Origin of the sequence: Janthinobacterium algoris (assembly GCF_051380935.1) — a bacterium.
GTDB lineage: Bacteria > Pseudomonadota > Gammaproteobacteria > Burkholderiales > Burkholderiaceae_D > Janthinobacterium.
Genome location: NZ_JBNYXZ010000004.1, coordinates 12,306 through 27,630, shown reverse-complemented (window position 1 = coordinate 27,630; position 15,325 = coordinate 12,306). Strand labels below are relative to the sequence as shown.

General features: G+C 63.7%; 11 protein-coding genes and 2 pseudogenes. 11 read left to right on the top strand and 2 right to left on the bottom strand.

Translation table 11 applies throughout. From position 1 onward, the window contains the following. Nucleotides 1–56 precede the first annotated feature (56 nt). From paoA to ACQ4W7_RS07045, 6 genes are all read left to right on the top strand, one after another. Nucleotides 57–716, top strand: a complete 660-nt coding sequence (gene paoA, locus ACQ4W7_RS07070) for an aldehyde dehydrogenase iron-sulfur subunit PaoA (RefSeq protein WP_436529421.1) — start codon at nucleotides 57–59, stop codon at nucleotides 714–716. Continuing rightward, nucleotides 713–1,672: an FAD binding domain-containing protein gene (locus ACQ4W7_RS07065; protein WP_436529419.1), complete on the top strand. Its 960-nt coding sequence runs from the start codon at nucleotides 713–715 to the stop codon at nucleotides 1,670–1,672. The genes paoA and ACQ4W7_RS07065 overlap by 4 nt, the downstream gene beginning before the upstream one ends. A 4-nt stretch (nucleotides 1,673–1,676) precedes the next feature. After that, the gene (paoC, locus tag ACQ4W7_RS07060; RefSeq protein ID WP_436529417.1) at nucleotides 1,677–3,875 is read left to right on the top strand and encodes an aldehyde oxidoreductase molybdenum-binding subunit PaoC; all 2,199 of its coding nucleotides are present in this window, start codon (nucleotides 1,677–1,679) and stop codon (nucleotides 3,873–3,875) included. 122 nt (nucleotides 3,876–3,997) lie between these two features. Further along, nucleotides 3,998–5,635, top strand: coding sequence for a response regulator (locus ACQ4W7_RS07055; RefSeq protein WP_426074381.1), 1,638 nt, complete (start codon nucleotides 3,998–4,000; stop codon nucleotides 5,633–5,635). Beyond that, entirely contained in the window at nucleotides 5,632–6,660 is a 1,029-nt protein-coding gene (locus tag ACQ4W7_RS07050) for an ABC transporter substrate-binding protein (RefSeq protein WP_436529414.1), read from the top strand. The genes ACQ4W7_RS07055 and ACQ4W7_RS07050 overlap by 4 nt, the downstream gene beginning before the upstream one ends. A 10-nt stretch (nucleotides 6,661–6,670) precedes the next feature. Then, nucleotides 6,671–9,187, top strand: coding sequence for an ATP-binding protein (locus ACQ4W7_RS07045; protein ID WP_436529412.1), 2,517 nt, complete (start codon nucleotides 6,671–6,673; stop codon nucleotides 9,185–9,187). Here ACQ4W7_RS07045 and ACQ4W7_RS07040 read toward each other — a convergent pair. After that, on the bottom strand, nucleotides 9,184–9,819 hold the full coding sequence (locus ACQ4W7_RS07040; RefSeq protein WP_436529410.1) for a class I SAM-dependent methyltransferase: 636 nt from the start codon (nucleotides 9,817–9,819) through the stop codon (nucleotides 9,184–9,186). The two genes, ACQ4W7_RS07045 and ACQ4W7_RS07040, sit on opposite strands and share 4 nt — an antisense overlap. A 74-nt stretch (nucleotides 9,820–9,893) precedes the next feature. On the opposite strand from ACQ4W7_RS07040, the gene ACQ4W7_RS07035 reads away from it, so the two are divergent. Together ACQ4W7_RS07035 and ACQ4W7_RS07030 are read left to right on the top strand one after the other, a co-directional pair. After that, complete coding sequence (locus tag ACQ4W7_RS07035) at nucleotides 9,894–10,145, top strand: hypothetical protein (protein WP_436529408.1); 252 nt, start codon at nucleotides 9,894–9,896, stop codon at nucleotides 10,143–10,145. 80 nt (nucleotides 10,146–10,225) lie between these two features. Next, nucleotides 10,226–10,858 carry a hypothetical protein gene (locus ACQ4W7_RS07030; protein ID WP_143451831.1) on the top strand — a complete coding sequence of 211 codons (633 nt, stop codon included), beginning with the start codon at nucleotides 10,226–10,228 and terminating at the stop codon, nucleotides 10,856–10,858. A gap of 226 nt (nucleotides 10,859–11,084) precedes the next feature. Here ACQ4W7_RS07030 and ACQ4W7_RS07025 read toward each other — a convergent pair. Continuing rightward, nucleotides 11,085–12,379 (bottom strand): annotated as a pseudogene (locus ACQ4W7_RS07025) (integrase core domain-containing protein); the annotation flags it as partial. Nucleotides 12,380–12,720: 341 nt separating this feature from the next. On the opposite strand from ACQ4W7_RS07025, the gene ACQ4W7_RS07020 reads away from it, so the two are divergent. The 3 genes and pseudogenes from ACQ4W7_RS07020 to ACQ4W7_RS07010 all read left to right on the top strand — a co-directional run. After that, entirely contained in the window at nucleotides 12,721–12,876 is a 156-nt protein-coding gene (locus ACQ4W7_RS07020) for a helix-turn-helix domain-containing protein (protein ID WP_143451830.1), read from the top strand. A gap of 492 nt (nucleotides 12,877–13,368) precedes the next feature. Then, a pseudogene (locus ACQ4W7_RS07015) lies at nucleotides 13,369–14,921 on the top strand (IS3 family transposase). A 99-nt stretch (nucleotides 14,922–15,020) separates the two neighbouring features. After that, nucleotides 15,021–15,325, top strand: a 305-nt coding sequence (locus ACQ4W7_RS07010; RefSeq protein WP_436529406.1) for a hypothetical protein, incomplete at its 3' end; no start/stop codon positions are given.

The window sequence follows — 15,325 nt, the reverse complement described above, 5'->3', positions numbered from 1 at the left end:
TACTTCGGGCCTGCATGCGCCCACCCAGCCAGTTCACAGCCAGGAGGAAGCGCGAGATGACAGACTGTAATCACATCAATGCCGGCAGGCGAGGCTTGCTGATCGCCGGCGCGCTGTCGGCCACGGCAGTGGCAGTGCCCGGCGTGGCGGGAGCGGCGGAAGCGGTGACTTCGGCCAGCCAGGCCGCTGCCTCCCCGCCGCCCGTGCTGATGAACGTCAATTTGGAAGTCAACGGCCGGCGCCACAGCCTGGAACTCGACACGCGCACCACCTTGCTCGACGCCTTGCGCGAGCACCTGCACTTGACGGGCACAAAAAAGGGCTGTGACCACGGCCAGTGCGGCGCCTGCACCGTCATGCTCGACGGCCAGCGCATCAATGCCTGCCTGAGCCTGGCCGTGATGCATGATGGCGCCAGCGTCACCACCATCGAAGGGCTGGGCACGCCCGGCAAACTGCACCCGATGCAGGCCGCCTTCATCGCGCATGACGGTTATCAATGCGGCTACTGCACGCCGGGGCAAATCTGCTCGGCCGTCGCCGCCCTGGGAGAAATCCGTCAGGGCATCCCCAGCCACGTCAGCGCGGACTTGAACGCGCGCCCGCAGGCGACGCCGGAAGAATTGCGCGAGCGCATGAGCGGTAATCTTTGCCGCTGCGGCGCCTATTCCAACATCATCGAGGCGATTTCCGAGGTGGCGGGGAGGCCGGCATGAGAGTGTTCAGCTACCAGAAGGCGGCCACACCCGCCGAAGCGGCCGCCGCAGCCTTGCGCACGCCAGGCGCCAAGTTCATTGCCGGCGGCACGAATCTGCTCGATTTGATGAAACTGGAAATCGAAACCCCCGCGCACTTGATCGATGTCAATGGCCTTGCGCTGGATACGGTGGAAACGACGGCCGACGGCGGCTTGCGCATCGGCGCCCTCGTGCGCAACACGGCGCTGGCGGCGCACGCCACGGTGCGCCGCGATTACGCGGTGCTGTCGCGCGCCTTGCTGGCCGGCGCTTCGGCGCAATTGCGCAACAAGGCGACGACGGCCGGCAACTTGCTGCAGCGCACGCGCTGCCCATATTTTTATGACACGAACCAGGCCTGCAACAAGCGCGTGCCGGGCAGCGGCTGTTCCGCCATCGGCGGTTTCAGCCGGCCGCTGGCTATTTTGGGCGGCAGCGATGCCTGCATTGCCACGCACCCCAGCGATATGGCCGTGGCCATGCGCGTACTCGACGCAGGCATCGATACGGTGCGGGCCGACGGCGCCGTACGCAGCATCCCCATCGCCGATTTTTACCGCTTGCCGGGCAACACGCCGCAACTGGAAAGCGTATTGCAGCCGGGCGAACTGATCACCAGCGTGACCTTGCCCAAGCCCATTGGCGGCACGCACGTGTATCGCAAGGTGCGCGACCGCGCCTCGTATGCGTTTGCGCTGGTATCCGTCGCGGCGATTATCTTGCCCGATGGCAAGGGCAGGCTGGCCCTGGGCGGCGTGGCGCCGCAGCCGTGGCGGGTTGCCGGCGCGGAGCAGGCCATGTCCGCCGGCGCCGGCGCCGTGAGTGAACGCCTGCTGGCGGGCGCCAAGCCGACGGCCGACAATGCCTTCAAAGTCATCCTGGCGCAGCGCACAATAGCGGCCGTGATGGCGACAGCACCCGCACAGAAAGGCTAGGGCCATGAAATTTACGACACCTGCGACCACCAACCCCATCGACCAGTTGAAGGTCGTCGGCCGTCCCACGGACCGTATCGACGGCCCCCTGAAAACCACGGGCACGGCGCCGTACGCGTATGAGCAACACGCTGCCGCACCACATGCTGCCTACGGCTACGTGGTGGGCGCGGCGATTGCCAAGGGCCGCATTGCCTCGCTTGATACCGGCGCTGCGCGGCGCGCACCTGGCGTGCTGGCCGTGGTGACGGCAGAATCGGCGGGGAAATTAGGCAAAGGCAAGATGAACACGGCAAACCTGCTGGGTGGCCCCGAGATCCAGCATTACCACCAGGCCATCGCGCTGGTGGTGGCGGAAACCTTCGAGCAAGCCCGCTCGGCCGCGCAGTTGCTGGACGTGAAGTATGTCCAGCAGCAGGGCGTTTTCGACCTGGCCAAGGCCAAGGGCGGCGCGACCAAGCCGAAGGACGGCAAGCCCGACAGCAAGACGGGCAACTTCGCCGGCGCCTACGCCCATGCCCCCGTGCGCCTGGACGCCACTTACACGACGCCTGACCAGTCGCACGCAATGATGGAGCCGCACGCCTCGATAGCGGCCTGGGAGGGCGACAAGGTGACGCTCTGGACGGCGAGCCAGATGGTGGACTGGGGCCGCGGCGACCTGGCCCGTACTTTGGGCATACCAAAAGACCAGGTGCGCATCGTCTCGCCCTATATCGGCGGCGGCTTCGGCGGCAAGCTGTTCGTGCGCGCGGAAGCCTTGCTGGCGGCGCTGGGCGCGCGCGCGGTGCGGCGCCCCGTCAAGGTGGCCCTGACGCGGCCCTTGATGTTCAACAACACCACGCACCGGCCCGCCACCATCCAGCGCCTGCGCATCGGCGCCACGCGCGACGGCAAGATCACGGCCATCGGCCACGAATCGTGGTCGGGCGACCTCAAAGGCGGCCAACCGGAAACGGCCGTGATGCAGACGCGGCTGCTGTACGCGGGGCCGAACCGCATGACGGCCATGCGTCTGGCCGTGCTCGATTTACCGGAAGGCAACTCCATGCGCGCGCCGGGCGAGGCGCCGGGGCTGATGGCGTTGGAAATCGCCATGGACGAGATGGCGGAAAAACTGAACATGGACCCCATCGTCTTGCGCATCCTGAACGACACGAAAGTGGACCCGGAAAAGCCCAGCCGGCCGTTTTCCCAGCGCCGCCTGATCGACTGCCTGCGCACGGGCGCCGTGGAATTCGGCTGGAAGGAGCGGCAAGCGCGGCCGGGTACGCGGCGCGACGGCCGCTGGCTGGTGGGCATGGGTGTGGCGGCGGCCTTCCGCAACAACCTCGTCATGCAATCCGCCGCCCGCGTGCGCCTCGATGGCAAGGGCATGATCACGGTGGAAACGGACATGACGGATATCGGCACGGGCAGCTACACGATCATCGCCCAGACGGCGGCGGAAATGCTGGGCGTGACCTTGAACAAGGTCATCGTGCGCCTGGGCGACTCGGATTTTCCCGTTTCGGCAGGTTCGGGCGGCCAGTGGGGCGGCAACAGTGCCACGGCCGGCGTGTACGCGGCCTGCGTGCGCCTGCGCCAGGCCATCGCCGGCAAGCTGGGTTTCGATGAAAAGGAAGCGCGTTTTTCCGATGGACAAGTGAGCCAGGGCGAGCGCAGCGTGCCGCTCGCTGCCGCCGCCTTCCATGGCGATGTCGTGGCCGAAGACCATATGGAATACGGCGACCTCGACAAAAAATTCCAGCAATCGACGTTTGGCGCGCATTTCGTCGAAGTGGGCGTGGACGGCGACACGGGAGAAGTGCGTGTGCGCCGCATGCTGGCCGTCTGCGCAGCCGGCCGCATCCTGAACCCGAAAGCGGCGCGCAGCCAGGTGATCGGCGCCATGACCATGGGCGTGGGCGCGGCCCTGATGGAAGAACTGGTGGTCGACCGGCGCCGCGGCTTCTTCGTCAACCACGACCTGGCCGGTTACGAAGTGCCCGTGCACGCCGACATCCCGCACCAGGACGTCATCTTCCTCGATGAAACCGATCCCATGTCCTCGCCCATGAAAGCCAAGGGCGTGGGCGAACTGGGCATCTGCGGCGTGGCGGCGGCCATCGCCAATGCCGTGTATAACGCGACGGGGGTGAGGGTGCGTGAGTATCCGGTGACCTTGGATAAGCTGCTGCGGGGGCTTCCCGAGGTCGCCTAGCACCCTTGCGCCGCCGCGCGCGTGACAATGCGTGTATTTTTAGTAATTTTCAAGTGCTATGCTCGGAACGCATGTTGCGGGGCAAGTTCCCGGTCCGCAAGGTCATGCCGTCAGGAGAATGCATGAACAGCTCATCAATGCTGCCGCGGATACTGATCGTCGATGACGAACTGGCGCATGTGCGCGCGCTGTGCGACACCCTGCGGGGCCAGTACTACGACACGACGGGGCTGGCTTCGGGCGAGGCGGCGCTGTCCCTGCTGGCTGTCGAATCGTTCGACCTGCTACTGGTCGACCTGATGATGCCGGGCATGAACGGCATCGCCGTGGTGGAAGCGGCGCGCCAGATCGATCCGGACCTGGCCTGCATCATCATGACGGGCGAAGGCACGATCGCCTCGGCCGTGCAAGCCATGAAGGCGGGTGCGCTCGATTATGTCGTCAAGCCGTTCAAGGTCTCGGGTATCCTGCTGATACTGGCCCGGGCGCTGGAAACGCGCCAGTTGCGCATCGCCAATGCGCGCCTGGAATTGCTGCTGCGCCAGCACACGGCCGAACTTGACGCCATGAACAAGGATTTGCAGCTGGCCCGCGAAGTGGCCGAGCGGGCGAACCAGGAAAAGACCAATTTCCTGTCCAGCATGAGCCACGAGCTGCGTACGCCGCTCAACGCCATCCTGGGCTTTTCGCAGATGCTGATGTCCGATTCCATCCCCTCGACGGCGCAGGAAAAGAAAACCTTTGCGTCGCACATCTTCGGCGCGGGCCGGCACCTGTTGACCCTGATCAACGATATCCTCGACATCGCCAAAATCGAGTCGGGCAATATGTCGCTGTCGATGGAAGCCGTGGGTTTGGCCGACATTTACCACGAGTGCTGGCAAATGATGGAACCGCTGGCGCACAAGCGCGGCATCACCTTGACGTTCGTGGAAGCGGGCGGACTGCACGTGCTGGCCGACCGCACGCGCCTCAAGCAGGTGCTGCTCAATTTGCTGTCAAACGCCGTCAAGTACAACCGCGAACAGGGCGAGATCCACGTCGATTGCCAACCCGTCGATGCGCGGCAGCTGCGCCTGTCCGTGCGCGACACGGGCGGCGGCATGAGCGCCGCGCAGCTCGAAGCGCTGTTCCAGCCCTTCAACCGCCTGGGACGCGATGCGCGCGACGAAGAGGGCACGGGCCTGGGGCTGGTGGTCAGCAAGCGCCTGGCCGAAGCCATGCAGGCCAGGATAGGCGTGGCCAGCACGCCCGGACGCGGCAGCACCTTCTGGCTCGATATCGCCAGTTGCCCGGCGCTCCAGCCGCTGCAGGAAAGTGCGCGCCTGCCCGCCATTGCCCGGCCCGCTGAAACGATACGGCTGCCGGACCGCAAGACGCTGCTGTATGTGGAAGACAATCCCCTGAATCTGGCGCTGGTGGCGGGCCTGATCCATTTTCGCCCCGACCTCGACCTGCTGTCGGCCGGCGATGGCCAGGCGGGCCTGGACCTGGCGCGCCGCCACCTGCCGCAGCTGATACTGATGGACAGCGACCTGCCCGACATCAGCGGCACGCAAGTGATGCAGCTGCTGCGCGCCGATGCCCGCACTGCGCATATCCCCGTCATCGCCCTGACGGCCGTGGCCGGGCCAGGCGATATCCGCCAGGGACTGGCGGCGGGCTTCTACCGCTATCTCAGCAAGCCGATCGACGTGGTGGCGTTTTCTGAGGCCATCAACAGCGCGCTGGAGTCGGCCACGGCGCAGCGCAGCGCATGAACGGCACAGCGCCGGTGCGGCGGGTGATCTGGCTGGCGGCCGTCGCGCTGTTGCTGGCGCTTGCCGCCACGGCCATCTGGCGGTTCAATGCCCGTGCCGCTGCGCCGCCCGGCCCCGTGGAAGTGCTGCGTCTGGCCGTGAATGCCGAGTACGTGGGCAGCTGCCCCGTGCTTGCCGCGCGCGCCCAGGGCTACTTCGCGCGCGAGGGCATCGAGGCGCTACTGCAGCCGTATTCGTCGGGCAAGGCATCGCTGGAAGCCGTGCTGCAGGGCAGGGCCGACCTGGGCACCGTGTCCGACATCCCCGTGGTGCTGGCCAGCCTGCAGAACCAGTCCGTCGTCATCATCGCCAGCATCTTCGAGGCCGAGCGCGACCACGGCATCGTGGGGCGCCTGGACCGTGGCGTGTCCACGCCCGCCAGCCTGAAGGGAAAACGCATCGGCGTGACCCTGGGCACGTCCGGCCATTTCACGCTGGACGCTTTCCTGAACCGCCAGAAGCTGCTGCCCGGCGAAGTCATCTTGCGCAACTACACGCCGGACCAGCTGGTCGGTGCGCTGGCGCGGGGCGAGGTCGACGCGGCGGCCGGCTGGGAACCCTTTCTGACGGGCCTGACGCATGCGATTGCAGGCAACGCGGCTATCTTCTATGGCGAGGACGTGTATGCGGGCCTGTTCAATGTGGCCGGCACGGGCGGCTATGTGCGCAGTCATCCGGCGACCATGCGCAAGGTGCTGCGCGCGCTGCTGGCCGGTGCGCGTTTTTGCCGCGACGAGCCCGACGCCGCGCGCGCCCTGTTTTCCAGCGCCTCGGCCAGCGAGGCGGCGCGCCTGCAGGCGGCCTGGCACAGTTATCAGTTTGGCATTGTGCTCGACCAGGGCTTGCTGCTGGCGCTGGAAGACGAGGCGCGCTGGGCCATCAAGAACCGCCTGCCCGGGAACGGCGATATGCCGAACTTCCTCGATGCCGTCTACCTGGATGGCCTGGAAGTCGTGGCGCCATCGGCCGTGACGGTCATTCATTGAGAAAGCCACCGTGAAAATCGTAACGCGCTTCAAGCTGGCCCAACTGTTTTGCGTGGTGCTAGTGGCCATCATCGTCGCCGTGCTGTTCTCCACCACCATGGCGATGCAGCGTGAACTGGCGAAGAACAAGGCCGCAGGCGATATCCTGCAAGCCGTCACGTCGCTGCGCTACTTGTCGATTGAGTATGCGCTGTACCATAGCGCGCGCACGCGGGCCCAGTGGCAGCTACGCAGCGAATCGTTGGCCACGGGCCTGCTGGCCACGCCCGCCTTCAGCACCGGCGAGGAGCGCGCGCTGTTGCGCGAATTGCAGGGCGACCTGGCCGGCGTGGGCGCTCTGTTCGAGCTGTTTGTCGCGAATCACCGGGAGCTGGGGCAGGACCCGCAGCGGCGCGAGGTGCTGGGCGAACTGGAGTCGCGCCTGTCCGGCCAGATCATGGGCAAGGTGCAGGGCATGATCTCGGACGCGATGAGGCTGTCCGAATTGAGCCGGCAAGGCGTGCTCGATGCGCAGCAGCGGGCCAACGTGGCCGTAATGTTGTTCGGCGGCATGATCATCGCGCTGGTGGCCGGCCTGATTTACTTCACCATGACCAGCGTCACGGGACCGTTGGAAAAGTTGCGTCAGGGCACCCTGATCGTCGGCGCCGGCAAGCTCGATTTTGCGCTCGGCGTGCATACGAAGAATGAAATCGGCGACCTGGCGCGCGCCTTCGACGGCATGACGGAAAAGCTGCGGCGCACCACCGTCTCGCGCGACGAGCTGGCGCACACGAATGCCGCCCTGGAAACGCAGATCGCCGAGCGCCAGCTGGCCGAGCGCAAGGTGCATGAACAGCTCGAACGCCTGAACCTGCTGCAGCAGATCACGCGCTCGATCGGCGAGCGGCAGGACTTGCGCAGCATCTTCCAGGTGGTGGTGCGCAGCCTGGAAGACCAGCTGCCCATCGATTTCAGCTGCATCTGCCTGTACGAGCCGTCCCAGCACGCGCTGCAGGTGACGTGCGTGGGCGTACGCAGCGAAGCGCTGGCGCATGCCTTCATGATGGGCGAACAGGCGCACATCCCCATCGATGAGAATGGCCTGTCGAGTTGCGTGCGCGGCAAGCTCGTGTATGAAGCCGACATCGCCGAGGTGGCGTTTCCGTTTCCGCAGCGGCTGGCGCAAGGGGGGCTGAGCGCCCTCGTCATGGCGCCGCTGCTGGCTGAAAACACGGTTTTCGGCATCCTGATCGTGGCGCGCCGCGCGGCGCACAGCTTTACCAGCGGCGAATGCGAATTTCTCAGCCAGTTGAGCGAGCATGTGGCGCTGGCCGCCAACCAGGCAAAGCTCTATGGCGCGCTGCAGCGCGCGTACGACGATTTGCGCCAGACGCAGCAGTCGGTGATGCAGCAGGAGCGCCTGCGCGCGCTGGGGCAGATGGCCAGCGGCATCGCGCACGACATCAATAACGCCATTTCTCCCGTGGCGCTGTACACGGAATCGCTGCTGGAGACGGAAACCAATCTCAGTCCGCAGGGCCGGCATTGCCTGGAAGTCATCGAGCGCGCCATCGACGACGTGGCCGCCACCGTAGCGCGCATGCGCGAATTCTACCGCCAGCGCGAACCGCAACTGGCGCTGTCGCCCATCAGCGCCAACCTGGTGGCGCAGCAGGTGCTGGACCTGACGCGCGCGCGCTGGAGCGACATGCCGCAGCAGCGCGGCATCGTCATCGCCCTGCGTGCGGAGCTGGCGGATGACTTGCCCATGCTGCCCGGCAGTGTGGGCGAAATCCGCGAAGCATTGACCAACTTGGTCTTCAACGCCGTCGACGCCATGCCGGACGGCGGCACCCTGACCGTGCGCACCAGCTGCATCGGCATGCCCGGCCAGACGGCGCGCCAGGTGCAGATCGAGGTGGGCGACACGGGCATCGGCATGGACGAGAATACGCGCCGCCGCTGCCTGGAACCGTTTTTCACCACCAAGGGCGAGCGGGGCACGGGCCTGGGCCTGGCCATGGTGTACGGCATGATGGAGCGCCATGGCGCCAGCATCGACATCCTCACGGCGCCTGGGCAGGGCACGGCGGTGCGCCTGGCTTTTCCCGCCTGCGTGGTGGGCGAGGGGGAGGAAGCGCCCGACACGGCCCACGCCGTGCCGCCACGCCTGCGCATCCTCGTGGTGGACGACGACCCGATGGTGCTCAAGTCCCTGCGCGACATCTTGGAAATCGACGGCCACGAGGTGGTGGCCGCCGATGGGGGCCAGGCCGGCATCGACTGCTTCCTGGCCGCGCGCGACAGGCACGCACACTTTGCGGTGGTCATCACGGACCTGGGCATGCCCCACGTGGACGGGCGCAAGGTGGCCAGCGCGGTGCGCCAGTGTTCGCCGGACACGCCCATCATCATGCTCACGGGCTGGGGCCAGCGCCTGGCGGCCGACAGCGACTACCCCGAACACGTCAACTGCGTGCTGGGCAAGCCGCCCCGGTTGAAAGAATTGCGGCGCGCGCTGAATGCGGTCATGTCGACGGGCTAGCCTGCTGCGGCATCTCTCATCGCTGAAAAAACCAGCCAGGACCAGCTGACTCCCGCCTGGCGATTCTGCTGCTGAACGGACGGCGCCTGCGCACTCAAAACGACCTTGATATGGTGGCGTGCCGCAAGGGCGATCGTTTCATGGGCCGAGACCTCAAAGATGCGCCGGTTCGCCTGGGCGGGACCATGCCTGAGTGACATGACGAGCAACGTGCCCGGTTTGAGCAGCTTGCTGATATTTCCCATCGCCTCGCTTCTTTCTTCCGCTGCAAGATGCATCCAGACGGCGGCGAGTACAACCAGGTCGAACCTGGCCTCACGTGCGCCTGTCGCGGCAAGCGCGGGCAGGCTATCGTCCAGCCACTCGATATCGGACGACGCGTGGGTCTTCATGCCCGCCTCGCGGAACGCGACGACGGGCTCAACTGCCACCACCTTGTGCCCCAGGCTGGCAAGCCACGCCGAGTCGGTGCCTGTCCCGGCCCCGATGTCGAGCACGGCGCCTGCCCGTCCAGGCAGCAAATGGCGCACGACCTGGTATTTATCCGCAGCGATTACGTTTTCATACCGGGCAATGAGCTGCTCGGCATCTTCGGCATACCCTTCGGTGCCCGGGACAGAGGATGAATGCATGCGATGGCGGATGTTAAATTGGGGTGATATTGAATGGATAATACCGCTATTTCTCAAGGTCCGGTCTTCGCCCCATGATGCCTGGGTGCCGGCGATATCCGGGCTGCCAGGATAACTTTGCCGAGTCTGTCGATGCCGTCAACAAGATGACGGACATGGATGCCTGCCGCGCCATCGACGGCGTGCGCTCGCGCGGCGTGGTGCTGGAAGTGTCGGGCCAGCTCAGCCTGTACCGCACTGGGCAGCTGATGCCGCGCTCCTGGCAGTGGGCGGTGGCGCGCGCTGGCAAACCGCACGAGATAAAATTGCCATATGGAAATATTTAATATATTATCTTTTATGGCAATGTTAGTTGTGTTGAATTAACTAATGTTTCGATGAAACCTACTTTGAATCTGGATTTCTTGTGCGTAAAGATAGTGTGCGTGGTGTATTGAGTGTCTTGCTGGCTGCCGCCAGCGTGAGTGCCTGGGCGGCCGAGGCGGGTGACGAAGTCGTGGCGAAGCAGGCGGTGGAAACCCCGGTGGCGCAGCCTGTCGTCGCGGAAGCGGCCGCCGTGCCCACGGTTGCGAAACTGAGCCTGATATCGTCGGGCGAGCAGATGGTGGTGGACTACGGCACCAGTGGCAGCGCGGAAGAGTGCAAGGACTTCACGCCGGCGGGCAAGGTGTATGACGCCACGACCTTGCGCGAAAAATTGTTGCCGTTTATCTCGAAGATGGTCGAGCGTTCGCGGCGCATGACGGGCGTGCTGCCGGAAGTGGAGAAGACGCTGACGGCGGGCGCACCGGTCTGGGTGCAGGCTTACGCCGACTGGCCGGCCGAACACGGCTTGCGTGCCGGTTCCTGCGGCCCGCTGACGTTGCAGCTGACGCCGGAAGCGGGCAAGAAATATCAGGTGGAATTCCACTTCCTGGGTGAAAACAAGTGCAAGCAGATGCTGTTCGATGTGACGGATCCGGCGGCCAAGCAGGAAATCGAGGCGCCCGTTACCGCGGCCTGCACGGCCCCGAAAAAATCGCTGTTCGGCCTGTTTTAAGCTTCGTTGCGGGCGACGGTGGCTAACTTAACAGAATGATAGTTTCGTTCCGCTATACTGACGGCCCGACATCGTAGCCCGAAAATTATCATGGACCTGAGTACCCACGCCGCCGTCGTCAACTGCGAAGCGTATCGCGATGGCAGGAAGATCGCCCATTTCGACATCGACAAGGTGGGCGACTTCGGAGCGTGTCAAACTATTTGAGACCATTTTTGCGAGTAGTTTAGGGAGCAATTTTGGCTTGTTTATTCTCCAAAGAACCTGGTTTTGGCATATTAATCCCGGCTTCGGTCGGCAGCGCCGGCGGCTGGGGGCGGCGGTTTTTGAATCGATTCGGATGCTGCGAGAAGGCGCTTTCCAACACCTGTTCGCGTTGTTTGTAAATGATCGGCGCCACGCCGGTGTGCATGGCCGCCGGCGTCATATAGCCGATGCCTGAATGCCTGTGCTCGTAGTTATACTAGGTAAAGAACGTCTGGCAGAAGGCGCGCGTGTCGGCCAGCGACTGGAACCGCTCCGGGAAGTCGGGCCGGTACTTCATCGTCTTGAACTGCGCTTCCGAGTAGGGGGTGTCGTCGGAGGTGTAGGGCCGGCTGTGGCTCTTGACGACGCCCAGGTCGACCAGCAGGTCGGCGACCAGCTTGGAGCGTGTCCGATTCGCAGTCGGCGATCATCCAGCCGACCACGTAACGGCTATCAATATCGAGGATGACGTAGAGGTGGAAATGCGCGGACTTGACCGGCCCCTTGATCTTGGTGATATCCCACGACCACACCTCGCACGCCGCGTCGCCAGCAACTCCGGGCGCACATAGGCCGGATGCGCCAGTTCGTTGCGCCGCCCTCGCGTGCCGCTGTGGGTGCGCAGGATGCGGTAGAAGGTCGAGGCGGACGCCAGGAATATGCCGGCGTCGAGCAGCATCGCGTACGCCGTGCGCGGCGCCACGTCTGCGTACTCGGGCGAGTGCAGCACGTCGAGCACGCCCTGGCGTTCGAGTGCGCTCAGGGCGAGCGGCGAGCGGCGCGGCCGACGCACCTTGTGTAGCGGCGCACGCGGCGGCTGCGCACGGTAATAGCTGGCGCGGGGCAGCCCCAGGCTGCGGCACACGGCGCGCGCGCCGTGCAGCGCCACGAGGCCGGCGGCGGCACTCATCACGGCGCTTCCCCTGCCGTGGGCAAGCCCAGAAGTTCGCAAAGTTTTTTTTGGACGTCGATGATCTGCTCGGCCCGCTCGAGCTTTTTGCGCAGTTTCTCGTTAGCCAGTTCCAGGCTGGCAACGCGCCGGTCGACCGCTTTGGCTGCGTCCGGTTTGGGGCCGCGCGCCTTGTTCGGCGCTGTGGCTGCGTCGCTGGCCGCGACCTCCAGGCGCCACTTTCCCAGATGCGAGCTGTACAGGCCTTCCCGGTGCAGCAGCGCGCCGATGGCGCCAGACGCGGTGCAGGCGTCGGCCTCGCGCACGATGCGCTGCATGTAGCTGGTGGTGAATTTGCGGCGGCGCGCCATGGCGACAACCTCCGACCCGGTTGCCGGTTTTTCTGACGGGGCCTCTGCGCTCGCCCTCCGGGCTCCCTGCGAGGCCCCGTCAGAAAAACCACCCGGGCCAACATCTGGCTGTTCCGCTACTATTGTCATTTTAGAATCTATGTGTGTCAACTTCCTTAATTAGAGCGATGAAGTTGTCTAACAACAGTTTGATACAGGGGGATTTTTGCGTCATCCGCTCATGTCTCGACACGCTACGCAAACAAGGCCTTGGCATGCTCGAGGTTCTGCTTCGGGCCTTCAATGGCAATCCTATCCAGATCGCCGCGTAGCGGCTGAACAGTCACAATATTTTATACATTTACAGAAAGCAGTTCATGGACATCTACGAGGTCGGAAAAGCAGTTAGTGCTCGCCGGTTGGCCGTCGGGTTAACGCAGCAACGTCTAGCGAAATTGGCTGGGCTATCACGTCAGACAGTGCAACACCTAGATTCATTTGGTGACGCAAATGCTTCCTTCCTGTTGAAGTAGGAATAACTTCTGTAAGCGACTTCGTGTCGCACCTTCTGTTTGACCTTGGGAATGCGCACGGCGCGCTCGCCAACGTTGTTGGTGAGGGCACGGCCGGGTCGCTGATGAAGCGCAGGACGGCGTCGGCGTGCAAGCGGAAGCGGCGCAGAAGGTTGGCCGCGATCGATTGTTTGCCGCGGCCGCGCTGGCCCGGCGACTGTGCGGTTTCGGGATGCAGAGCTTCGCCTTCCCGCACCAACGCGTCGTACACGGTGCGGTTGAGCCGCCACTGCGGGAAGGAACGGCCGCGTTTCGGCCGTGACTTTTGCGCTGAATCAATCCACATGGAAAGTATTATTGCGCAATTGAAATGTCCATATATGATTATGGAAAGCAATAAAAATATTGACAGGTTTCAATCTTAATTTTGAAGTCTGTTTTTTCCCCGGTGTCAGAATAGTTGTCGCGTCACCTGATGAGTAAAAACGTATCGGGGGCGGGCAAGAGAGTCGTGTGAACAAATATCCGGCAGAACGAAGAGAAGCGCTACTGCGGCAGATGATGCCGCCCCAAAACAAGCCGGTGTCGGAGTTGGCCCGGGAGAGTGGAATCACGGAGCAACCCCTTTATACTTGGCGCCGTCAACTTCGTAATCAAGGAACGTCGGTTCCAGGTAGTGGGAAAAATGCTGAGGAATGGACCTCGGAAGACAAGTTCGCGGTGGTGCTGGAAACGGCGGCGCTGAACGCAGCCGAGTTGGCGGAATATTGCCGCCGCAAGGGACTGTACGTCGAGCAAATCGCCGCGTGGAAAGCGGCCTGCATGTCGGCCAATGCCAGCTTGGTGCCGCTCACGCGCGAGCAGCAGAAGCAGGCCAAGGAAGACAAGAAGCGCATCCGCGAATTGGAGAAAGACTTGAGTCGCAAGGAGAAAGCGCTGGCTGAAGCGGCCGCGCTGCTGATCCTGCGAAAAAAAAGCCCAGGCGATCTGGGAAGGCAAAGAGGAAGACTGACCAGCGTCCCGGATCGCCTGAAATGTATTGAACTAGTCCGTGAGGCGGTAGATGCCGGAAGCCGTCTTGCGCCGGCGTGCAAGGAGCTGGAAATGAGCCTGCGTACGTTCCAGCGCTGGGTGCGCGATGGCGACGAAGCGGTGGCCGCCGACAAGCCGCACGATCAGTGCGCGCCCTGAGCCGGCCAATAAGTTGAACGAGGAAGAGCGCGCGCAGATACTGGCCGTTGCAAACAGCGAGGAATTCGGCTGCCTGCCGCCCAAGCCAAATCGTGCCGGCACTGGCCGACCGGGGCGTGTACATCGCCTCGGAATCGATCTTCTATCGTGTGTTGAAAGCGGCATCGCAGCAGCATCACCGGGGCCGGGCGAAGAAGCCCGCCAGTCGTGTCTTGACCAGCCACTGCGCCACCGGCCCGAACCAGGTCTGGAGTTTGGAAATTACGTCGATGCCGGCCGCCGTGAAGGGCCAATACTGGTACATGGTGCTCGATATCTTTAGCCGGGAAATCGTCGGTCACGAGGTCCACGTGGCCGAATCGGCGGAACTGGCCTCGCTCCTGATGCGCCGCACCAGCCTGGCTGAAGGGCTGGCGGGCCGACCGCTGGTGCTCCATTCGGACAATGGCAGCGCCATGAAGGGCTCAACCATGCTCGCCATGCTGGAGCAACTGGGCGTGGCGCCGTCGTTCAGTCGGCCGCAGGTGAGCAACGACAATGCTTACGCAGAGTCCTTGTTCCGGACGTGTAAATACCGGCCGAACTACCAGGACAAGCCGTTCGGCAGCATCGATGAGCCGCGCGAATGGACGCTGAAATTCGTGCAATGGTACAACCACCAGCACAAACACAGCGGCCTGAAATTCGTGACGCCGGCACAGCGCCACGATGGCCGAGATGCCGCGATCCTGCGGCACCGAGAGCACGTCTACGAGGCCGCGAAACAGCGGCGTCCGGAGCGATGGTCCGGCACGACTCGGGACTAGCAATTGAAGGCGGAGGTTTGGCTGAATCCGGAGCGGAGTCAGCCAGAAGCACTAAAGCAAGCCGCATGACTTGTCGCGACATCTTTGTTGGCAACTACCGTTTGCGTGGGATGGTTTGTCTTGGCTATTTATTGTCCGACAATGAATTGAAAAAATAGAGGCTAGGATATGCAGAGTTTTCCATCGCTTATCACTATCGTTAGATTGCTGGCAGTATTCTTCTTCAGCTATTTTATCGTTTCAGCGCCTGCCGCCATGGCCAGCCCTCCTGACACGACTGCCGCCATTGCGATTGACGGACCGGCAGTTACGGTGACGACTACGCTAGCGGAGCAGAACGCCCGCCTCACATTCAACGGCACGGCCGGACAGCGCATTAGCGTCAATGCCAGTGCCATTTCCCCTTCGCTCACCTGCACGAGGTTCTCCGTGGTCAACCCCGATGGCAGCAACCTGAGTGCCCCCAATACCAG